We start from the raw sequence: 22,449 nt of genomic DNA, 5'->3' as shown, positions 1-22,449 counted from the left end.
AGATTTATTATACTCTTTTAAAAAGAAATATTGAAGGAATATTTTTATTCGCACTTGCCAAATAAGTCAAATAAAGAAACACAAAAAATCCCAATGCCTCAAAGCGTTGGGATTGCTAATTTCAAAGTGGTGCACCTAGCAGGAGTCGAACCTGCGGCACACGGTTTAGGAAACCGTTGCTCTATCCTACTGAGCTATAGGTGCATTTTTATTACAATATGTATATTACAGTTTTATTTTGGTTTTGTCAACTTTTTAAAATTATGTATCATGACCATATTATGCTCATATTTCATAAACATGGTCTATTTAGAGCAATAGTTTCCAGAAGCTTTTTCCCATCTTTCAATATCTGCGGGCCGATTAAAGCTTTTAAGCTTTGCAAGCTTAAACCCATGTTTTTCAGCCAATTTTTTTGTGAAAATGATGCTTTCAAGGGAAACGCCTGTTGCTCCTATGCTTGTATGCTCATAATGATGCTCCAGGGACAGCATCATAGTTTCGGACATGCATGCATAAGCATGGCCTTTTTCAAAACCAAAGTCCCACCCTAAATACGGAAGACCCGGAACTTCAATAATTCCTCCATCTATCACAAGTATATCTGGGCGCAGTTTCTCAACATCAGGGCTGACGTTTGACGGCCTCGACATTTCACAAACTATTGAGCCATGCTTTAAGTTTTCAGGTGTAATCAATATATCGCCGGTATTTGTGGAGACAACTGCAATATCAGCCATGGGAAGATCCGCATCAATTTCTGTTGATATTTTAACAAGGTCATGGCTGCTGCCAATGCCTTTTGCAAATGAAACAAATTCGTCTATATGGTTTCCGCAGGCTGGAAATCCTTCAAGCCTGGCAATCTTGCAGCCCAAGCTGCCCTCCTCGAATATGACATTATCCTTTAATAAGGCTGCGATATGCTTATATATTTCCCCTGCAATTCTATATAATCTCTCCATGCTGGACTTTTTATTTTTTGAATTTCCTATAAGTATAAGCTTTGACACCTTCTCCGAAATCAAAATTGAAACACCCCTGCCTATGGAGCCTGATGCTCCAACCACTGCCGCCGTTGACTCGGCAGCAGATCTTCCAATCTGTAAAAATGCAGATGTGACTGCATCAACAGCGGATGCAACTGTAAAGCTGTTCCCTGAGGTTATTGCAACGCCTTCATCCTTTACAAGAAGGCCTCCTGCTGATATTACAGATGTATAAGCGCCGAGCCCTACAATTTTAGCACCCCTCTTTTTTGCCAGCCCGATCGCTTTTTTCAATTGAGCTACGGCTTCATTCTTAGGCGCAGCCAAAAATTGCTGGGCTGTTTTGGGGATAGCGATGAATTCCCCATATGCTGTTTCTCCGCATTTTGATGTTATACGGGTGCTCGATATATAGAATGGGTCCATCATTTTATTGCATCTGTCTGCCAGTTTGGCAAGCTCATCTTCCTTAAGGGAGGATAGACTTTTGTCAAATTGAGCATAGTTTTTGAGCTCCGTAGGATGCACAATGAATGCAAATCTTCCTTCAGTCTCATCACCGGAAGGTATTATCCGACTGCTGGAACATATATTCTTTTTGTATTCCCCGCCTGTTCTGCCTACAAGGAAGGATATAAAGTCAGCAGTATTACCGTTGTCCAAAGTTTTTAACATCCCTTCTATGCCGTCTAAAGCTCTATAACATTGCTCCAAGGTTATCGTCAAAGACGGTTCTATGCGTATGACATTGCTGCCGTTTAAAGTCGGAGCAACCCTTATGCTCTCAACATTCAGAAGATAGCTCGATATGACTGGGGTTAAAAGCTCTTGCTCAGCCATAATAGCGATAAATGTGCCGGGAAAGGTATCTCGATTTATACCAAACTCGATGCCCAGCATAAGCCCCTTGCCTCTAACGGATTTGATTATGTTAGGATACTTCAGACTTAGTGCTGTGAGGCCTTCTTTTAATATTAGGCCATTGCGCTTTATCTTTTTTAAGATGTTTTTATCGTCCTTCAGCAGCATATCAAGAACCTTTATCCCTATCCTGCAGCAAAGTGAATTTGCCGCAAAGGTCGAGGAATGTTTGAGAGCAAAATCCCCATTATATACTTCTTCTTTGCAGATGCAAGCGCCAATGGGCACGATGCCGCCCCCTAACGCCTTAGCCACCAATAGGACATCAGGATATATTCCTTCCTCTTCACAGGCAAAAATATTTCCCGTCCTGCCCAGCCCTGTCTGTATTTCATCTGCTACAAACAAAACACCATATGCTTCACAAAGCTTTTTGGCTTCTTTTAAATAATGCTCAGGAGGCTCTATGATTCCTCCTTCGCCCTGGATAGGTTCCACAATAAAGGCTGCATAGTAACCGGGTTTGTTTCTCAGTTCGGCCTCAAGAGAGTTTAAGTCTCCATAGGCAACAAAGCTAAAACCATGTACCGGAGCTCCAAAAGCTTCCTGATAGGAACTTTTTCCGGTAGCAGATAAAGCACCGAGTGTCTTGCCGTGAAAGCTGTTTTGGGCTGCAAGAATCCCTGTCCTCCCCGTTGCAGAGCGGCATAGCTTGATTGCGGCCTCAACAGCTTCTGCACCGCTGTTGGCAAAGGTTACATACTTAAGCCCTTGGGGGCAGATTTCAATTAGCCTTTTAGCCAACTCACCGGCAGCATCCAGAGAAGACGGCTGTATGAAACTTGGTTCCTTAGACTCATAGTAGTCCCTGACACACTCCCATATTTCTTCGTTATTATATCCAAAAGGCACAGCTCCATAGGAAGCTATACAGTCCAAATAGCTATTACCCTGATCATCATATAAAAAACATCCTTCACCCTTAGTAAAGCTCTTGTCCATATCCAGGTTTTCCAGCAAATCGCCCAGATATGGGTTTACATAATCTTTGTAAAAGTGCATAAAATAACCTCCTTTATAAGTTAACCTATAAATTCACATTAGGATAAATATATTCATTTTGAGTAAAATATATACCGGCTTGTATGCTAACCTATGCCTTGAACTACAAGCTTTCCTATCCATACGGAGGCCAAGCTCAATATCAGGTTTAGTGCTGCATTGCTCATTCCTAAAAAATAGCTGCCTTTGCTAAATAATTCTACTGTTTCATAACTAAAGGCAGAAAAGGTGGTCAAGCCTCCTAAGATACCGGTCACCAGGAATATCCTCATATCCGGAGAAAGACTCCAGAGCTTCATGCTGCCTTCCAGTATGAAGCCTATGAAGAACCCTCCTATTATATTTACGCATAGGGTCCCTAAAGGCAAAGAAGAGCTTATATGCTTTGAAATAATATTCGATATCATGTATCTGAAAGATGCGCCGATAAAACCGCCGATTCCTGCTAAAACAACTTTTATCAAATCTCACTGCCTCCAAATATTTTATCTATCATGGTATTATAGCATTCATATGCTTTTTCATTGTAACAGGCGAAAATGACCTTCTCAATAGAACCGTTTTTCCCCAAGAAGTCTAAAACCTCCGCAACAGCAATTTTCACCGCTCTTTCCAGAGGAAATGAATATACCCCTGTACTGATAGCCGGAAATGCTATGGTCTTTATATTATTTTCTGCGGCAAGCTTCAAAGAATTTCTGTAAGCATTCCTCAGCAGTTCATCTTCACCGCTGTTTCCGCCGTTCCATACGGGCCCCACAGTATGGATCACATGCTTCGCAGGCAGGTTATAGCCTTTGGTTATCTTCGCTTCTCCTGTCTTGCAGCCTCCCAGCCCCCTGCACTCCTCCAGGAGCTTCGGGCCTGCTGCCCTATGTATAGCGCCGTCTACGCCGCCCCCGCCCAACAGGCTGGTATTGGCTGCATTTACTATGGCATCCGCCTGAAGCTTGGTTATATCTCCAAGAAAAACTTCTATTCTGCTTTTCATATATATCACCGCCTTGAACGAGACTTAATTCAGTGTTAAATTATTCCGCATGGTTTCCGCTTCATCATTATGCTACTATTATTATAATATCATAAAAAGGGGTTATATAAATGTGTGGAAGGTTTTTATTGAAAAGCGGATTAGAGAATCTGGCAGCCAGGTACAATGCAGATTATTCAGAGGACTTATACAAGTCCGGTGAGATCTTTCCTTCCGAAAATGCTCTTGCAGTGGTAAAATCAGATGGCAGAATAAGGCTTTTGCCTATGAAATGGGGCTTCCCTATGAGCGGCAACAAGAGGCTTATCATAAATGCCAGAATAGAAACGGCGGATAAAAAGCCCATGTTTAAATTCGCTTTGATGAAGAGGAGATGTCTGATCCCTGCCAATGCCTTTTTTGAGTGGAAGGCAGGTCAAGGCAATAAGGTCAAGCATCTCATCGGCAAAAATGAGGAGGAGATCTTCTCCATGGCAGCTATCTATGATGAGGGTACCTTTGTTATTTTGACCATGGACTCCTCGGAAAAAATGAAGAGCATCCATGAAAGGATGCCCCTGATACTGACCAGAGAAGAGGAAAATATATGGCTGGACGACAAAGCCGACTTATCTATGCTGAAATCGGTTATGGGTGCGTCCCGGTTCGTAGACTTAAACATTGAACCTCTCGCAGGCAAAGAAGAATATACACTCTTTGATTTTATAGAATAATATTTCTCTTTACAGTTCCATAGATTCTCCCGGCTTCAACACCATTGCCTTTACGCCGGTCTCATCTTCTACAGCCTTTTTGAATGCCTCCGGGTTCTGACTGATAGCCGGAAATGTATTATAATGCATCGGTATCACATATTTGGGCTTTATCATCTTTACAGCTTCTAAGGCATCCTCAGGCCCCATGGTATAAAAATCTCCTATGGGCAGCAATGCCAAATCAATATTTTGCTTCCATAAAAGCTCCATATCCTTCGTCAGCCCCGTATCCCCAGCATGGTATATCTTTTTGCCCATAAGGTCAACTACGAAGCCGCAGGCATGGCCTCCTGCTATTCCGCTTCCGTGAAGAGCCTGAAATAGCTTGACGCTTCCAAACTCAGTTTTTGCTTTACCTCCGATATGCCCTGCAATCACGTTGATACCACTCTTGTCGAGCTCATTGCCAACTTCGAAACTGGTAAATACTACAGCACCTGTTCTTTTTGCGATATCTACTGCGTCACCCCTATGGTCTCCGTGGTAATGGCTTACAAATATATGGGTAGGGTTCAAATCTGCTGCCTTCACTGTTGCTGTCGGGTTTTCCGTTATAAAGGGATCAAAAAGAAGGGAATACTTGCCCTCCTCTATTAAAAAACAAGAGTGGCCTATAAATCGAATTCTCATTCAGCATCTCTCCTTTTCTTATATATGGTAACTGATTATATTATATCATTTGTTTCCGGGATTTATATGTTTTCAGTATTGAATATGCTGATATGACAAAAAAAATGAGGCCCCATGTCCCGGAGCCCCTCATAAACCCATTTCGTTCTGCTTCAATTAAAATTCAATAATGCTGCCCATTCCCTTTTTCAAAGCATTTTCATAAATGCGCTGAGCGTTTACAATATCCAAAACAGCACTGCCGGTGGTCTTAAACACTGTGATCTCATCATCGCTTATACGTGCCGGTGCCTTGCCTGCAATAACCTCGCCCAGTTCTCCGGTAATCCTGTCCGCACTGAAAGTCCCGTTTTTGATAGGAATGATCAAATCACCTGATTCGTTCAAAACGCCGTTGCGAGTATCTACATACACTTTATCGGCATGGGTGATAGTATATTCGTCAATCTCATGCATTTCAGGAGTGTATGATCCCACACCGTTGATATGGCAGCCCTTTTTCACCAATCTTCCGTCAAAAACAGGCTTTTTGCTGGTCGTAACACTGGTTATGATATCCGCATCCGCAATAGCTTCATCAGAAGATTTAGCAGCAAAGATTTCCACTCCAAATTTTTCTCCAAATTTGGCTGTCATCCGCTCTGCAAAGCGTTCAGCACGTTCTATGCTTATACCGAAAACTTTTACGATCTTTATGGGGCGCACGGTAAGAATCGCTTCCAGCTGTGTCTCTGCTTGTCCCCCCGTACCAAACATGGCAAATACTTTGCTGTCCTTACGGGCAAGCACATCGGCAGCTGCTCCGGATACAGCACCTGTACGGACACGAGTCAGGTAAGTACCATCCATTAAACTGCATACTTCACCTGTTTCGCTATTCAATAATACCATTGTGGCGGGCACGCTGTTCAAGCCCTTTTCAATATTTTTGGGATAAACCGATACGATCTTTACGCCCAATGCATTAGCATCAGCAGAGTACCCGGGCATATAAAGGCTATGGCCCTCATGCTCAGGCACATCTAAGTTTACGCGCAAGGGTACTGCGCTTTTACCTAAGGAATAAAGTTTCAAGGCATCCTTATCTGCCTGAATAGCATCCTCCATAGAAAATACGTTTTTAATATCATCTTGATTTAAAACAACAATTTTCATTTAGATAATTCACTCCTTGCAATATCCTGTATCAAAGTAAGCAAATCACTGTATACTCCGTAAGCCGTCTGCTGTATTTCAGGATTTCTTTCCACCATGCAGATTTCTCCCATGAGGTCTGTGGTGATGGATAGTATGGATGTAGTAGAATCAATATTGCTGAATATATCCTTGTTACTCACAAAGGCAGGATAAACCCGGCCTTCCATTTTACCCTCATGCCAGTAACCCTCGCAGAGCAACTTGAGCTTTCCTCCCCTGGACCTTGCCTCTTCCATATCTTTGAGAGTGATGCCTCCGATCCCCGTTCTGTCAATGGTCATAGGAGTGGCATTTCCATCCGTCAGTACGTTGATAAGAGCGGCAGTTTTTGCCGCTGCATCCCAGCCATCTATATCCATAGAGGGATCGGCCTCCGCAAAGCCTCTGATTTGAGCTTCTTTTAAAGCCGCTTCATAACTCGCTCCTGCTTCCATCTCTTCCATTATGAAATTTGTAGTGGAGTTTAAAATGCCCTTGAAGTGCAGCACTCTGCAGCCCGGCAGCGTCTTTTCCACCAGATTGAATATGGGAGCTCCATCCATAACAGTCGTCTCATGAAGGAGAGACAAGCCTTTTTCATCAGCCAATGCCTTCAATCTTTTATAATCCCATGCAATAGGCCCCTTATTGGCCGTAATCACATGCATATGATTGGCAAAGGCCTCTTCTATATGGCTTATGGCCGGCTGCCCATCCTTGATAGACAATGTGCTCAGCTCGATCAATACATCTGCTCCTGATTTTTTTATCATATCCATTGTGCTGTGGCCAACTTTCTGAGGGTTGTCATGAGAGAACCTGCCTTCTGCCTCCACCTCATCCAACGCTCTTTTCAGGTCCACACCCGACAGATCCAGCAAGCTGCCCTTAGACCGTGTCGATATGGCAGTGACAACTGCGCTCCGGCCATATGTATTCTTGATCTCTTCACCTTTTTCCACAAGCATCCTGCAGAATTCCTTCCCTGCATTACCGAAGCCCACCAGGCATATATTGAGTTTATTGCATTCCATGCCCTTCACCTCATCTAATCCATTTTTCATCATAAATATATTGTACCATTGATTTACAGTGTACCATATAACAAGTGCTATAACTTATGTGACAAACGCTATCCAAGCTGAGGATAAAATTTCGATAAGAGTTTAAGATAACAAGCTTCCACATCTTTTATTTCTTCTTCGGATAAAGGATTGGTTTTATGTATATAATTCTCCTCCTCCTTGTCTTGCGCATGAAAATCTTCAACGCGTTTAAGAAGCATTGTGAGAATATTTACATCTTTCTTTCCTGAAGAGAGTGACGATATTCCGTCAAAGCCTCCCGGCAAAGTACCAAGCGCATTATAAAGCCTGAAGACTCTTCCGCGTTCATCCTCCCGAGGCTGTTCCATATAATGTACAAACCAGCATACTGTCCGGCTACTATCTTCAAGTTCCTCAGGCAAATAAGCCGCCAGCGTGCTCAAAGGCACTGTATTTCCATGAGCATCTGCAGGTTCATCCCCCTCATGGCTTAGTATTATCATTCTACAGCTCATAAAAGGATCATACCCTGCAATATATGCTGCCAGCATAAGATGACAGCGCAACACCTCCAACTGGCGAATAACAGCTTTTTCTTCGCCATCATCCTGATATTCCCGTACAGCCAGAGTGCTAAGCTCCTCACAGGCTTCAGATACATGAGTCCGCTTCCCTATAAATTTAATGCCCCAAAGCTTACAAGCTTTCTCTATTGTAATATTGGGAAATAACGCTAGCTTTTCTTTCATTTCTTTCTCACCCCTGTATAAGCAAGACGATAGGAATTTTTAGGCCTTCCAACCTTTCCGTAAGTAACGTGCACCTCTACTAAATTTTCCGCTTCCATATACTGCAGATAGCGGTATGTAGTCTGATAAGCAAGTCCGGTAGCATCGGCAATATCTTCTGCAGTCAAAAATTTGCTGGCTTCCGCCATAGATTGTTTCATAAGCTCGAGGGTTGCCGGGCTGATGCCTTTTACCACTCTCTCCTCCGCAGTCTTGTTATCTGCTTGAGTTTGGGTCATATCCGCTTGATTTAAATTGTTGGCTTGCTGTTTCATAAGTCTTATGTGAAGATGTATGCGTGATATAAGGTCAGGGGCCTTTATAGGCTTCAATGCGAAATCACTGGCGCCGACTTCCAGAAAACGGTCAGCAACCTCCTGATTCTCATCTATGGTGAATACTATGATCGGCACATGAGGCGAAAACTGCCGAAGCATCCTTACGCCTTCAATACCGTTTATACGCGGCAAGTGATAATCAATCAGTATAATATCAGGGTTGTATTGCCAGAATGCCTTTAATCCGCTTTCTACATCACAAGCCGTCACAGAACGCCAGCCTTGGAAGTCAAAAATAGCCTGAAGGGCATAGAGTATATCCTTATCATCATCGATAGATAATATAGTGATCGGTTGTTTCATATTAGCCTCCTTGTGTGATTATTCAGACATAATTTTTTATATTTCAGCATCCGGATATTCAGCAGGAATGCATATAGTTACCATGGTACCACTGCCTTCGATGCTCTCTATCTCTACAGATCCATTGTTATCTTCAATGACCTTTCTCACAAAGCCGAGTCCCAAGCCTAATGAGCCTCTGGTAGAATAGCCGCTGTCCCATATATTTTTCATTTTCTCGGGAGAGATGCCCATACCATTGTCTTTAACTTTTATAGAAGCATATAATGCATCCTTCTTTATTTCCTCCTGTACATTGAGCACTATCTTGCCCTTATCCAGTTCTATGGAATAATATGCATTTTCCAGCAGGTTGATTATAGTTCTGGAAAAGCGTATTTTATTCACGTTTATACATAATTTGGGAGCACTGTTGCTGCACTCCACAAGATTGACATATTCGCTGCTGGATATCTGAGAAAGTATCTCCGTAATCATATCATAAGTAGTAATGGGACTTTTTCGGCTTTCATATAGGATCTCAGAAATCATGCTGCTCATACGTTCTACCGAAGCCTCTATCTTCGTAAGATAGGTCATCTGTCTTTCATCCTTGCTGCTCAACTTTATAACTCCTACCAGCCCCTGCATTGAGGTAAGAGGAGATTTGAGATCATGTACCAGATGCCGAAGCTCCATATAGGTACGGTTTTCCATCGCACGCATGTTGGATTCCATCAATGCCTGTTGGCTGCGGTGGTTTTCCTCGCTCATAAGCCTGAGATTGTTTTCATCCAATATCAGCTTGCATAACAATATATCATTAAAAAAGAGTAAAAAGAAAAAGAGCAGCGCGGTAGATTGGAGGAAAAACTCTCCATCCAGCAATAATGCGGCATTTTTAATATCGTTTGAAGTTTCACCTCTTCCAAAGGCTAGCCCGGAAAGGGATGGCATCACATCCAGCCATTGAAAGGCCATAACTGTCATTGCCACCATAAGAGATTTCTTTCCTATATTCACCATGTTGAAATCAATCTTCTCCAAGATCACCAGCAGTGTAATTACAAGAATCGCAGGTATGCCGAAATCATAGCGGATATGATAAATCCTTTCAATAATGACATATACAATGGGAATAACGCCACACACCATAATAGTTTTCATAAATCTGATTTCTTTCCCGCCACGATATAATGATACTGCTTCTCCTATAAAAAAGGCACCTAAATAATGAGGAAAGCTCCTGATACCGTTGAGCAGCACCAATTTAGATGCGGCTAGTATGACATACAACTTCTCTCCCATTCCAAGAGCCTGCTTCAAATCCGTATAAATTCCCATATTCCCCACATGAAGAAAAGAAGGCATTACTATACCTAAAAGCACTAGGCATATACCTATGGCCATTTCTCTTTTATCTATTACAATCTTATCGAAAAATTGACTCAAGCTACCGCTCCCCTCCATCTTGATTATTTAGTCCTGCATCCTTGCTTTTTTCTATACAGCAGTAATCCCATCACTGCTGCCGCAAAGATGCTTATAGCCGCAATACAGTTATAGGACGGCTTAATATATAGGGCTGAAGTACCTTTCGAAGGCAATATAACAGGGTCATAAGCAATGCCGTAGTCAACGGTAAGCTTGCGCAGATTGAGCAAATGTATAACCGGTACGCCTTGGTTTCGATAGATTTCTATAAGTCCACTGTCTTCTGTCACAGGTATTATTTTATCTACAATCAGTCCCTGGCCAAAGTAAATAGAATTCTCTCCTTTTCCTAGAGAAGTGACATTTCCTCCTACATTCACAAAGCAAGAGAGTTTCCCGCTTCTCTCCAAAAGCTTCCGGCGTATCATCAGGTTGTTTTGATAGCCCCTTGCAGTAATTTGTGGAAGGCCTTGGCTTTCAATACGTCCCGCTATACGAGATATGACTTCTTGTTCCATTTCTTTTCCCGTATCACCGGAGCCTCCTATCGAAAAAGCCGCTCCAGGACTATCAATTAACCCCTTAGCTGCAAGTTTCAACGCCATATCCGGAAAAGTGAGCTCCGGATCATTTGCACCGTAATTAGAGGACCCTACAGATGAAATATATACGCATTTTACATCCATAGCCTTGCACGCTGAAAGCACAGCAAGATTGAGGGAAGGAAAAGAGCCGGAAAAGTTTGCTCCTATTATATCTCCTTCTCTAACTCCCGCTTTGTTTAAAAGCTCCACCATAAGGGCTGCCATATCTGGATTAGCGCTTGTCCGCTTAGCTTCAATGCTTCCTAGGCTGGTGGTTATGGGTGAGTAAGCCTGACCTATCATTCCTGTCTTATGTATATCCTCTTTTGTCATGGAAATGTCCAATTCCTTTTTAAAACTGCACACTGCTGCCATGCATTCATCCATATATTCATAGGCTTTCATTTTAGTTTCATAAAGGGGATCTTGACTTATTTCCGCAGTATTGCTGATAATGCCTATCCCACAAAGCAACATCATGCAAATCAATCCCAGAAGAGCATCACTGCAGGTATAAGCCTTACGCATGCCAGATCACCTCCATTATATTATATCGTTAATACAGGGATACCACAAATCAGCATAATCATGGATATAATGCCTACCACTATTCCCAAAGAGAACAATGAGCGTATTACACCCTGTCTTTCGAATTCCGATGCCATAATGCCCGGCACCAATATACCGATCAAGCCAGGCATCGTAATCTCTGTCATAATACCTCCTATAAGCAGATCGATGGAAAATGAAAGAATTATCATAACAGCAAATCGGCGTCTTCCATAAAGTATGATAAAATTGCTCAATAACCGACTTATCCCCCATGCAAGCAAAGCTACCAGCAAGGTATAGACAACTCTTTGAGGAGTTCGCAGGCAAAGGGTTATGTATGACGGCACAATAATCCCGGCAGGCGAAAGGCCGATAAACTCGGTGAAAAGGATGCTTACCACTACTCCCAACACTATTATTTTGCTATACATATGGTACGCCCTCCTTTTCTATACGTTCCATGATCGCCTTTCCTCCTTCACCTATATTGCCTACGGCAAATATCATATCATTGGAATCAAGGGTACGAAGCGGTACTTCTACAGCATTTTTCAATATTGTCACAGGACAATCCGGCATTTTTTTGAAAAAAGCCCTCGCCATGGCACAGCTGCTCCCCCCCATGATCCATATAGCAGCAGGCTTCAGCACTACTGCAAGCTCCTGATGCTGCAATGTCCTATAACCGCGGTCTGACCGGTTGGTGATAAGCAATATAAGCCTGCGCTGTCCAAAATTCATGCGCTCTACGAATTGATTATAAACAATTTGTATTGAGACAGGATCGTTTATGGAAAGCCCTCCAATAAAAACTGCTCCGCTTCTAAGCCTGTAAAAGCTGAGTGCATAGGGATCTCTGCAGTAATGTCTCATGCCTTCCAACGCTGTCTGGGACTCTACGCCAAGCTGCCTGCATACTGCAATAGCAAGTGCTATATTTTCAGCGAAATCAATTTCCGGCTCAGTACCATCCGGCAATATAAGACGGGGTTCAGTACCCACATTTTTGCACCTTGCTGAAAAAGCAGGAAAAAACTTCTCATCAGCAGTGAAACATATTCCGCCTTTAGGTATTGTATTGCACAAGCTTTGCCCTATTTCATCCAAAGTATGTCCCATAACATCAAGATGGTCTGGGCGCACATTGGTTATAACCCCTATATCCGCCTTTACCATGCGATGCTGGGATATATATTGAAGCTGCGGATCTATCGCCATACATTCTATAATCAATATTTGAGCATTTTCTTGAGCTGCAGCCCTGACTATACGAAGCTGCTCCTTAATATTCGCCCTTCCCCTCCGATGTATAAGCTTCTCCCGTCCTACGGTATCGATGACCATTGGCAAGGTCCCGGTAGTTTTGGCATATGTCCTCCATCCTCCTTGCCGCAAGCCGGCATCAATCAGCCGTGTTACAGAAGTCTTTCCGCGTGTGCCGTTAATATATATGACATGTGGGATGATACAACGATACCTTGCTGCTGAAAGTGCTTCTGCAGCAAGGTAAGCAAAATATGATCCAAAGAGTAAGAACAATATTATATCTAACAAAATATCACACCATTCCGTAGTAACGAAGTACATAGCCGGCAATTGCCATATGTTCTTCTATGCGACGTTCCAACATATATGCACGATAGGTTTCAACCGTTATTACGGGAATCTTAAGGTTGTTGGCCACAACATTATTCATGCTGCCAATAGGCCCCGGGCCGAAAAAATTGAAGGGGCCTGAGCAGAGCTCTCCGTCCTGGGTTGCTTGATGCATATTCAGGAAAAGATCCTCCATACCGTTCAAAGTAGTATATATAAGTGAACTCCCCAAAAAATCCCTATCAGCTTTGATCATCCTAGCCTCATGATGATCCAGTATCAAGACAGGCTTTATTTTTTCTATTTCAGCATATATGGCCGCTGCCAGCTGCTCGGCTTTTGTGCCGTCCTTATTGCCGGGGAATGAACGGTTAAGATCTTCCTCAGCGTTGACATAGCGCGTTTTGGGCTCGGCTTTAAAGCCCGGCATATTTGCCGGAGAAAGTATATATACCTTACCTTTTTTCAGCTCTATACTCTTAAGTTTATTAATAGCTGTGTATCCAGCCACCTCGTCGGCATGCTGTCCTGCTACAATAAAAATTGTAGGGCCTTCCTCCATAGCTGTCAACACGGTTATCTCATTTTCAGCCTCAGTTCCCTCACAGATTTTATAGGTTTCAATTATAGTGGTTGCCGCTTTTTCTGGAGCGAAGAGCCCTTTAGTCTCCCAAGCATCTGTAATAGAGCCGTCAGCAACAGTTGAGCCGGGGATTTGCGAATTTGATCCAGAAGATGCTTCCTTTGCAGAGTCAGGTGGCTTTTGTGCAAAATCAGCAGCCGGTGTGCAGCCAGCCAAAAACAGCGAGATGAAAAGACATAGCGCAAGTTGTTTATAATTTTGCTTCATAGCATTATCCTTTCTTCATAAGCCTATTATTGTTTGTGTGCCAAATAGGAACCCAGTCCACCTTCTGCAATATCCATATACGTAGGTATACCGTCGATCACCAAACTGCCGCCTAGGCCTAATTCACTATAAGCTGAAGCAAGCTGCGCTATGCCGGTAATATGGCGGGCCACACGCTCCTGAATAGGATGACCCTTTTCATCAAACGGTACATAGAGCCTCCCATATTCATCTGCCATTTCATAAAATTTATCGATTCCATTTACAACAAGGCTTTCATCTGTCCGTCCGCGCAAACGACCCTGAGACGGATTTGAGGTTTCCATAAGGACAGCCAATGTATCAGTATAGTCGCCCAGCTCACGATGGGTAAGCCCATGAAGATTCTTGGGCGAAGGCTCAAGACTTATATCCATGCCTTCTATCTGCATATTTATAAGAGCCTGTGAAGCAAGCTCCATTGCATCCTCGTGAGCTACGATTGCATTAATTGTGGGATATTCCGGTGAGGCTTCGTGAAGGTCCACTGTAATATTTATCCCCTCTTTTCGAATCATCTCGCTCACTCCAAAACTTATCTTTTCCGTAAAGGTTCCGTCTGTTCTGCCGGGATATGACCGGTTGATATTGCGGGTTTCACTCCCTGAAAGTCTCTGTCCTGAAGAAGCATGTATGTAGATCTCCGGATCGGGCCACTGATGCACTGGATTTGTCGCACGTGAACCAAACCGGAACCATCGTGGCCCGTTATCGGTCTCAATAGTAAAACGCATTGGTTCACCTTCCTGCGGATCGGTGCAAGTAAACGCACTGTTATTGGTGCGTGGCACAACATAAAGAGTTCCCTCTTTGGGCTTTACATTCTCAATAAGCAATATGGCTGCCAGAAAACCCGAAGGCTCGTTGGGATGAGTCCCACCAAGTACCAACATAGATGGGCCCGGCTTTTCTCCCTTAAGCACATAAACCTCAGTGTCAGCGGCAGTACCTGCTATATCTGAATAGTATTCGCTGAGCATCTTTACCGCAGTTACACCGGGACCTTTGTAGATCATTTCGGGTTCTCTCATGGAAAGGAATTGCTGTGACAACAGAAATATGCACAAAACTGCACAAAACTGCAACAAAGCAGCGGTAGTCTTAGAGGCTTTTATTTTTTTTATCGTCATCTTTAATCACCACCTTATTACTTGATAAGCAGCAGCCGAAGCACCAGAGGGACAAGCACCAATGCCGCATCGATTTGAGCAAGGATGTCCTTTTCTTCAAACATATTCCATAATATAAATATTATTAAGAACAATATTATTCCAAGATAAATATATAACACGCAAAACACCTCCCGTTACACTAAAAAACTAAGGTTTTTAGAGTAAATCAGACAAATTATACCGAATATAATGCATGCTGTAAACGGTATTAAGCAATAGCGCAATACCTTGAAATATCTTTCGTTTACTATCTGGGCGGCATAGTTACCGGCCAAAGCAGTAGGAGGCATCAAGTCACCTAAAGAGCATATGAATGAAAGCGCTGCTGCAACGATTATTTGATTCCCAGAAAGAAGTGCCAGCAAGAAAGGCACCCCCAACACAGATGCGGCTCCATAGGAAGAAACTGCTCCGAAGGCGGGCATAACCGTAGCAATTGCTACATAAAGAAGCACTGTGCTAAGACCAAGGCAGCTTATTACTATATATCCCCTGACTCCCGTAAGGGTCATGATTTGTATAAACATGCCCACCCCCATCAGTTTGCCCAGCACTGGTACCGTCGTGTTCATTGCATCCTTTACAGTGCTTATGAAATCCAGTTTTTCTCCTGTAAACATTCCCACAATACTACCTAGCATAAAGATAAGCGGCATGCCGAGGTTTGGTATAGCGGTTGGAAGCACACGCGTTAAAACCATAAGCGTCAGTACTGTCAGAATAGGAAGGTATAACTTAAAGCCATGTTTGGCGTTCATATTGAAGTTAAGGTTTTTGATTATCTCATCATAATTTAAGTTTTTGCAGTATCTCATACCTATGAATAACACCGTAAAGATTGCTCCTGGAATGGTAAGGAAAAGCAGGGGCCCTTCAAACCCGATATAAGGCATATCTACACCGCCTGCAATCAACATTGCAGGAATATTTACCGGCGGGGCCGCCATACCCATAATGGAGCCTATAGCAAGTATAGCTCCTGTCTGCGGAGCAGGAATACCCATAAGCAGCAAAACCGGTGCCACAATAGACCCTGCACTAAGTACCGCAGCTGTTGAGGACCCGGTGATCATGCCCGGAAACATGATCATGAGCATAAGCATAATAAGCATTACAGCCGGTATCTTATGAAACCGTTTTACAATAGTGACATTAAGAGCCTCCATAGCTCCGGATTTTTCTATAACCTTCATAAAGATCATTGCTGTAGAAATAATAAGTATAGTATCTATGTATACAAAGGTACCCTCAAATAGATGACGGAGCGGAAAACCTTCTCCAGCAACCAAAGCACCAAGCACTGCCCCCATGATCATAGAAATGCTCACAGGCAACTTTAGCAGAAAATTACCAAGCAAAAATGCGCCCAGCATTACAATAAAAACTAATAGTTCTATTTGCAAGTTTTATCCCTCCGTTGAGTTTATTCAGTATTATGGGTAGAGTTGGAAGAAGATCCGATACAGCAAGTTTTACTATGCCCGCATCCCTACCCATGTTATTAAAATGTAAGGGATGCGGGCTTAAAATTCACCCAATGGAGCTCGTGTTATTTCCCAAACATTGTCTTAAGCGGATCTATGCAATCTGCAATTTTATTTACCAATGTAATAGGAATATTCTTCTCCTTGGCAAAATCGCTGAATTTACCATCATCGTTACCGTCTTCAACCATTATGATACCTGAAGCATACTCCAGCACCATATCTGAAAACTCATCGGAGAGCTTACCGCGCCTTGAAGTACCTCCAAGATGGGCCATAATAACCGTTACTTCGTTATCTTTGCAAGCCTGAAGCAGCTCTTTTCCCCTTGCCTTTTCTTCATCGGCAGATATGCCCGCGGCACCTAATCCCTTTGAGCTTGCACCTGTAGCGATAATTATGGTTTTTGCACCACCCATATCGTCAGCCTTAGCAGTCGTATTGAAGGTATATTCAGCACCTATCTTCTTTAATAAAGCATCCAGCATAGAAACATCGGCGGACTGGCCTACAGACGTAAGAAGCACTGGAGTCTCCATAGCCTTGAGCTCGCCGTTTAAAGTGACTACCTTGTTATCGTCACTGGTGTGACGTTCAACCTTCCCGGCTTCCGCAGGTTCAGTGCCTGAAGGTTCAATGCCCGCGGGTGCAGAAGAAGCCGGCTCGGAAGAAGATGCAGGAGCTTGACCGCCGCTGCAAGCTGTGACCAGCATGGAGACTGCTAAAAGTAATAGCAATACGACAGTAAAAATTTTTGAATTCTTCATTGTTGTTTTCCTCCTAAAGAAATTTATTTATTAATAGAAAGCAAAATGTTTTCCAGACCTTTGTTAATATAATCGTCATAACTTGGCATACCAGAAACTTCTATCGGTTTATCAGGATTGGATTCGCTAAATGCTATCATAAGTTCTCTGCACATAACCGCATGATTAGCAGTACGCTGGTTGATGCTGCTGCCTTCAGCGCTAAGTTCGCCAGAACTCAGCAGCCCTCTGTTGGTTATATCTACATAGTTTTGGTCTATTCCGCCGAGAACAAGCTCCTTGCTCATTTTACCACGTCTACAGCCTTGTGCAGGGTTTAAAGTTTCAAAAAGTGTCGCCAAGGTTTCTGTGTTATCTCCCAGAGCACGATGCGAAAGGCCATAGGATGTTTTGCCTGAAAGGTCTATCGCAAACGGCAGTCCCTCAATATTGGCATTCATGACTGCCATAGAACCAACAGGCATTGCCCGCTCATGGGCTATTAGATAGTTTACTCGTAAAAACTCCGGCCCCGCTTCGTGGCCATCATAAGTTATATCTATCTTTTCCGTGCGGATGAGGTTTGCAATCCCATAGTTGACCTTTTCAGTAAGCGTACCTTTTTCATTGCCAGGATGGTTTCGATTAAGATTTCGGATTTCTGCAACTTCCTCATGCTTAAGCTCGCGGCCTGAATTCCCATTATAGTAATTGGGATCCGGCCACTGATGCACTGGATTGGTAAGACGCGTTCCTATACGAAATTCCCGTACAGAACCGTCGGGCAGCTTAAAATCTACAATATCCATCATGCCCCAAAGCGGTGCGGTATGAGTGTAACCGCTGTTGTTGGCCCGAGGTATTATATACAGTGTGCCTGATTCTGCCCTGGCATTTTCTATATAGGTAACGGCGCTTAACATCCCTGCAATCTCATTTGGATGAGTACCGCCAAGTATGAGCATGCTGGCACCGGCTTTCTTCCCTTTAATAACATAAACCTCCGTATCTCCAGCTGTTCCTTTCAGTCCAGGGCTGTATTCGCTGAGCATCTTAACCTCAGTAAGATTTTGGTTAGTCACAGCGATCAAATCGGGTTCGTGCATACGCAGAAAATCATTTCCCGACAATATGCATATGGCAGCAACCGCTATGAGAACGGCAATATTCATAATAAACTGTTTTTTCATAGTCATTCCTCACATTCTTCCAGTATATCACTTAATCATAAGGGTTCTGAGAATCAGCGGAATGCTGACCAGTCCTAAACTAAGCGCCCGGGAAAAAGATTTTTCCTTGAGTAACTCCCATAAAGTCAGCAAGCATATAATTGCTGCTAAGCCTTGATAAATGAAATATAAAGCCCCCATATACAATCCTCCTTACACTATCAAGAACACAAGATTTTTATATGCTAAGGCATAAATTACACCTATTATAAGAATAAGTGCTACAGGAAAAGCAGCTCCTGAAATTATCTTCTTGACATCTATACTATCAGCACCAATAGCAGCTGCCGTACTCGCAATAAGGCCGCCGCGAATAGGCATAAAAATTGCTGTACAAAGAGCGGCAGAAAGAGCAGTTAAAAGCATCTCATTGCCTTCATAAGCTATTGCACCTATCACATAGGAGGAAATCACTGCTGCTATGGCAGCAAAAGGCCCCCCAAAAAATACTCCGCATAGTACGACTATTGCCATAGACACCGCAGTAAACACAGCAGGATTGACCGTATACCATATTGTGGCCAGCTTTCCTGTAACACCTGTAAGGGTCAATATCTCCAGCGCTGAAGCGACTGTAAAAGCAACGGCTATCACAGGAGCTATGAGGCCGACTGCCTTTCCTGAACTCTCAATAACATTTGCTTTCTTAGCAGGCAGCAAGACTGCCAGAATTGTACCTATAAAAAATATAAGAGGATATCCAAGGAATGGCATTAATTTAAACAGGAAGTTGTGGTTGAAAAGCAATACCGCTACTACTGCAATCGGTATAATGCATCGGGACGGCATTGAATTTAATGTAGCCGGCTCTGCCTCCAGCTCTCCTATCCATTTTGCCGACATGCCCGAATATACAAGCAATGCAGGCAGTACAATAATCAGCAAAGGTATCGTATAACCCTCAAAGGATGCGGGAAAACTTCCGCTTCGCGAAACTACAGTTATCATAGCAGGAAGACAGATGGGCGGCAAAAGTAAACCAAACAGAGCTCCGACAGACACAAACTGTACTGCTCTGTATTTTTCCACACCTTTTTTGATGAGATATATGCCAACCATTGTTCCTGTTGTAAAGACGCAGGCTGCAGCTGTACCTGTAAATATACCAGGCAGCGCTACTAAAAGGATCAGCAGCAAGGCTTGAAGAAAAGCACTGCGCTTTTTTATGATTATATTTTCAAAGAGAAGCTCAAAGGTGCCGTTATACATAAGTATCATAACGAATAACATTCCGGCCATCACAGCCAATACTGAATCAAGATAAGCAAATGGGCCTTCCACAAGTTCACGTATACGCAGGCCCATGCCTGCTGCCAGCGCTCCGGCTGCAGCGGCAGCAAAAATTATCGGCGCTAGTTTTGCTTCATCGTTTTTAAAGACGAAACTTGCTGCAGCAACTATACCTAACACAATAAACAAAACTAAAAAGGTTTCTGTCACAAATATCACTCCTTGCTACAGGGAGGATTTACCTCTCGTATTTAGATTTGTTTTATGATTTTCTCATTTTTATCTTTCAGCCATGTGTACAATAATGCAGACTCATAAAAGAATCTGCATTATTGTATATACCCTACGTAATGTTTAAGAATAATTATTATTTTAATAAGCAAGAGCTTTATAGTTTCTTCTTGGGTCACCGCCGGCATAGAAGATACCGGCCTTTTTATCCAAATAGATAGCTGCAATACCGCCAACTGCAGAATCATAATCCTTAACAGCCTTGATCTTATAGCCATATGCTTCCAAAGCCTTGACAGTAGCCTCATCAAAGCGTCCTTGTTCAATAGTCATAGTAGGGCCGAAACGGTCTATAGCCATAGCCCGGGGAGCGTTTATAGCTTGCTGTATATTCATATCAAACAACAAGACATTGTTTATAACCATTGCGACCGCCGGAGGAATAGCTAGTGAACCTGGGGAACCGATAGCCATTATAGGCTCTCCATCCTTAAGCACCAGTGAAGGTGTGATTGTGCTTCGCACGCGTTTGCCAGGCATTACATAGTCAGGACTATCCGACTTGGCAGGATCGTGTTCCAGATTGGATATATGGCTGTTATAGAAAAAGCCTGTTCCGGGAACGGCAAATTTGCAGCCCCAACCTAATCCAAGTGTATTAGTTGTGGAAACAATATTGCCCATTTCGTCGATAACGGCAATATGGCTCGTGTGCTTGCTTTCTTCACCAGTAGGATCCAAGCGTTTAACAGGCAGGTCTCCTGCAGGTGGATTCTCAAGGACCTTATCTTTAGGCATCTGCTTAACACGTTCGGTTGCATATTCTTTTGATACCATTTTGTCGATAGGCAAATCATAGAAAGCAGGGTCTCCTATAAAAGCATAGGAATCTGCGAGGCCCAAGCGAGATGCTTCATTAAATGTGAAGATATATTCCGGTGTATTGAATCCCATTGCTTTAAGATCGTAGCTCTCAAGAATGTTGAGAGTTTCCAGCAGCCAGTCACCGCCGTTGGACGGAGCTGGAGGAGCGATTACTTCATATCCATGATATGTTGTTTTGATAGGTTCGCGAATTGCAGCCTCATAATCTTTCATATCTTCCATTGTGATAAGGCTGCCGCCTGCACGGAGTCCGTCTACTATCTTCTTAGCAAGATCGCCCTTGTAGAACTCATCTATACCACCATCAGCTATTGCCTGAAGAGTATTTGCAAGATCCTCATTCTTAAACAAATCTCCTTCAGAATAAGGAATGCCCCCATTAGTATACAGTTCAAGCAGATATTCTTTCCCTGGTTCAGAAAAGAGATCGAAATTATCAGCTATAGCTCCGGCAAGCCTTGAATCCATCTTAAAGCCTTCTTTTGCTAGTTTGATTGCAGGAGCCATAACTTCCTGACGACTCATTGTCCCGTACTTTTCCAAAGCTGTAAGCAAACCGTTTACTTGGCTGGGAACAGCTGCGTTCTTGGCAGTGTACGAATCTTCATCCTTATTAAACCATCCGGGAGTGACAGCTTTGGGGACAGTTTCCATGTATTCTAAGATTATGTACTCGTTAGTATCCTTAAGATAAATGTTCATCATACCGCAGCCGCCTACACCGCTAAGGTTCGGTTCAACTACCCCTATGGCAAAAGCTGTCGCAACTGCTGCATCTACAGCATTGCCACCTGCTTTTAGAACATCGATGCCTATCTGAGAGGAATATTCGCTGCAACTGGATACGCCGCCATGCAGTCCAATAGCACCATTATTAAACTCGTCACCTTCCATTTTTGTAGGTAAAACTGGCGTTTCGGACTCACCCGAAGAAGCCGGTGAATTGGGCGCAGCTTGCTGTGAGCACGCAGTCAACATAGTAACTACCATAACAACTACTAAAAGAATTATCCAGATCCTTTTCATACGACTGTTATTTAACATAGTGAGACCTCCTTAAAATAGTATCTTAAGCCAGAACACCTCTATTCTACAGCTTGTCACTCTTTTTTGAGAAATATTTGTTCAAAATTTTAATTATACCACCTATTAGCAAGAGTAGAAACTGGAATTAAGTGCTCTTTTTTAGTATTATATAATACTAAAAAAGGATCTTTTACTTTTTCTCATTTTTATCTTGTTTTTCTCATTTATTTCTTATTATTCTCATTTTTCTCACTATTCCGATAAATACAGCAGCGCTGTTCTACTAAATCAAAAAAACAAAAAACCTTGGATTTTCAAGGTTTTATAATTCACACATATGGTGCGCCCGACATGATTCGAACATGCGACCCCTTGATTCGTAGTCAAGTACTCTATCCAACTGAGCTACGAGCGCAATTTTTTAAACACATTATATATTATCACAAAAGCATTTTAAAATCAAACTGCAAAAT

The 22,449-nt window shown here is 42.9% G+C and carries 21 protein-coding genes and 2 tRNA genes; 1 reads left to right on the top strand and 22 read right to left on the bottom strand.

Annotated elements, in window-relative coordinates:
- Positions 1-127: 127 nt before the first annotated feature.
- From LJD61_RS17825 to LJD61_RS17810, 4 genes are all read right to left on the bottom strand, one after another.
- Positions 128-204, bottom strand: a tRNA-Arg gene (locus tag LJD61_RS17825).
- Between the two features lie 101 nt (positions 205-305).
- The gene (locus LJD61_RS17820) at positions 306-2,912 is read right to left on the bottom strand and encodes an aminotransferase class III-fold pyridoxal phosphate-dependent enzyme (RefSeq protein ID WP_255228909.1); all 2,607 of its coding nucleotides are present in this window, start codon (positions 2,910-2,912) and stop codon (positions 306-308) included.
- An 86-nt stretch (positions 2,913-2,998) separates the two neighbouring features.
- A complete protein-coding gene (gene crcB / locus LJD61_RS17815) occupies positions 2,999-3,376 on the bottom strand; it encodes a fluoride efflux transporter CrcB (RefSeq protein ID WP_255228908.1) in 378 nt (125 codons plus the stop codon).
- Positions 3,373-3,903, bottom strand: a complete 531-nt coding sequence (locus LJD61_RS17810) for an O-acetyl-ADP-ribose deacetylase (protein ID WP_255228907.1) — start codon at positions 3,901-3,903, stop codon at positions 3,373-3,375. The genes crcB and LJD61_RS17810 overlap by 4 nt, the downstream gene beginning before the upstream one ends.
- 110 nt (positions 3,904-4,013) lie before the next feature.
- Here LJD61_RS17810 and LJD61_RS17805 point away from each other — a divergent pair, with 110 nt between their 5' ends.
- Positions 4,014-4,616, top strand: a complete 603-nt coding sequence (locus LJD61_RS17805) for an SOS response-associated peptidase (RefSeq protein WP_255228906.1) — start codon at positions 4,014-4,016, stop codon at positions 4,614-4,616.
- A gap of 9 nt (positions 4,617-4,625) precedes the next feature.
- Here the strand turns inward: LJD61_RS17805 and LJD61_RS17800 are convergent, their stop codons facing one another.
- From LJD61_RS17800 to LJD61_RS17715, 18 genes are all read right to left on the bottom strand, one after another.
- Positions 4,626-5,288 carry a metal-dependent hydrolase gene (locus LJD61_RS17800; protein WP_255228905.1) on the bottom strand — a complete coding sequence of 221 codons (663 nt, stop codon included), beginning with the start codon at positions 5,286-5,288 and terminating at the stop codon, positions 4,626-4,628.
- Between the two features lie 156 nt (positions 5,289-5,444).
- Complete coding sequence (locus LJD61_RS17795; protein ID WP_303740819.1) at positions 5,445-6,443, bottom strand: ornithine cyclodeaminase family protein; 999 nt, start codon at positions 6,441-6,443, stop codon at positions 5,445-5,447.
- Entirely contained in the window at positions 6,440-7,498 is a 1,059-nt protein-coding gene (locus LJD61_RS17790; RefSeq protein ID WP_255228904.1) for a hypothetical protein, read from the bottom strand. The genes LJD61_RS17795 and LJD61_RS17790 overlap by 4 nt, the downstream gene beginning before the upstream one ends.
- Positions 7,499-7,596: 98 nt before the next feature.
- On the bottom strand, positions 7,597-8,259 hold the full coding sequence (locus tag LJD61_RS17785; protein WP_255228903.1) for a hypothetical protein: 663 nt from the start codon (positions 8,257-8,259) through the stop codon (positions 7,597-7,599).
- Positions 8,256-8,939, bottom strand: a complete 684-nt coding sequence (locus tag LJD61_RS17780) for a response regulator transcription factor (RefSeq protein ID WP_255228902.1) — start codon at positions 8,937-8,939, stop codon at positions 8,256-8,258. The genes LJD61_RS17785 and LJD61_RS17780 overlap by 4 nt, the downstream gene beginning before the upstream one ends.
- A 36-nt stretch (positions 8,940-8,975) precedes the next feature.
- Positions 8,976-10,370, bottom strand: a complete 1,395-nt coding sequence (locus LJD61_RS17775; protein WP_255228901.1) for a sensor histidine kinase — start codon at positions 10,368-10,370, stop codon at positions 8,976-8,978.
- Positions 10,371-10,393: 23 nt separating this feature from the next.
- On the bottom strand, positions 10,394-11,464 hold the full coding sequence (pgsW, locus tag LJD61_RS17770; protein ID WP_255228900.1) for a poly-gamma-glutamate system protein: 1,071 nt from the start codon (positions 11,462-11,464) through the stop codon (positions 10,394-10,396).
- Positions 11,465-11,484: 20 nt separating this feature from the next.
- The gene (pgsC, locus tag LJD61_RS17765) at positions 11,485-11,919 is read right to left on the bottom strand and encodes a poly-gamma-glutamate biosynthesis protein PgsC (RefSeq protein ID WP_255228899.1); all 435 of its coding nucleotides are present in this window, start codon (positions 11,917-11,919) and stop codon (positions 11,485-11,487) included.
- Entirely contained in the window at positions 11,912-13,042 is a 1,131-nt protein-coding gene (gene pgsB / locus LJD61_RS17760; protein WP_255228898.1) for a poly-gamma-glutamate synthase PgsB, read from the bottom strand. The genes pgsC and pgsB overlap by 8 nt, the downstream gene beginning before the upstream one ends.
- A gap of 4 nt (positions 13,043-13,046) precedes the next feature.
- On the bottom strand, positions 13,047-13,934 hold the full coding sequence (locus LJD61_RS17755; protein WP_255228897.1) for a M14 family metallopeptidase: 888 nt from the start codon (positions 13,932-13,934) through the stop codon (positions 13,047-13,049).
- A 26-nt stretch (positions 13,935-13,960) separates the two neighbouring features.
- Positions 13,961-15,103 carry a M14 family metallopeptidase gene (locus tag LJD61_RS17750; protein WP_255228896.1) on the bottom strand — a complete coding sequence of 381 codons (1,143 nt, stop codon included), beginning with the start codon at positions 15,101-15,103 and terminating at the stop codon, positions 13,961-13,963.
- 17 nt (positions 15,104-15,120) lie between these two features.
- Positions 15,121-15,264: a hypothetical protein gene (locus LJD61_RS17745; RefSeq protein ID WP_255228895.1), complete on the bottom strand. Its 144-nt coding sequence runs from the start codon at positions 15,262-15,264 to the stop codon at positions 15,121-15,123.
- 15 nt (positions 15,265-15,279) lie between these two features.
- A complete protein-coding gene (locus LJD61_RS17740; RefSeq protein ID WP_255228894.1) occupies positions 15,280-16,548 on the bottom strand; it encodes a TRAP transporter large permease subunit in 1,269 nt (422 codons plus the stop codon).
- A gap of 146 nt (positions 16,549-16,694) precedes the next feature.
- A complete protein-coding gene (locus tag LJD61_RS17735) occupies positions 16,695-17,396 on the bottom strand; it encodes a DUF6305 family protein (protein WP_255228893.1) in 702 nt (233 codons plus the stop codon).
- A 23-nt stretch (positions 17,397-17,419) separates the two neighbouring features.
- Complete coding sequence (locus LJD61_RS17730) at positions 17,420-18,565, bottom strand: succinylglutamate desuccinylase (protein WP_255228892.1); 1,146 nt, start codon at positions 18,563-18,565, stop codon at positions 17,420-17,422.
- 192 nt (positions 18,566-18,757) lie between these two features.
- Complete coding sequence (locus LJD61_RS17725; protein ID WP_255228891.1) at positions 18,758-20,044, bottom strand: hypothetical protein; 1,287 nt, start codon at positions 20,042-20,044, stop codon at positions 18,758-18,760.
- 162 nt (positions 20,045-20,206) lie between these two features.
- The gene (gene ggt / locus LJD61_RS17720; protein WP_255228890.1) at positions 20,207-21,994 is read right to left on the bottom strand and encodes a gamma-glutamyltransferase; all 1,788 of its coding nucleotides are present in this window, start codon (positions 21,992-21,994) and stop codon (positions 20,207-20,209) included.
- A 320-nt stretch (positions 21,995-22,314) separates the two neighbouring features.
- Positions 22,315-22,391 (bottom strand) — tRNA-Arg (locus LJD61_RS17715).
- Between the last annotated feature and the right edge of the window lie 58 nt (positions 22,392-22,449).

The organism is Lutispora saccharofermentans (assembly GCF_024363565.1).
Lineage (GTDB): Bacteria > Bacillota > Clostridia > Lutisporales > Lutisporaceae > Lutispora > Lutispora saccharofermentans.
Note: the sequence above shows the minus strand (reverse complement) of the source record. Positions and strands in the feature narration are given on the sequence as shown.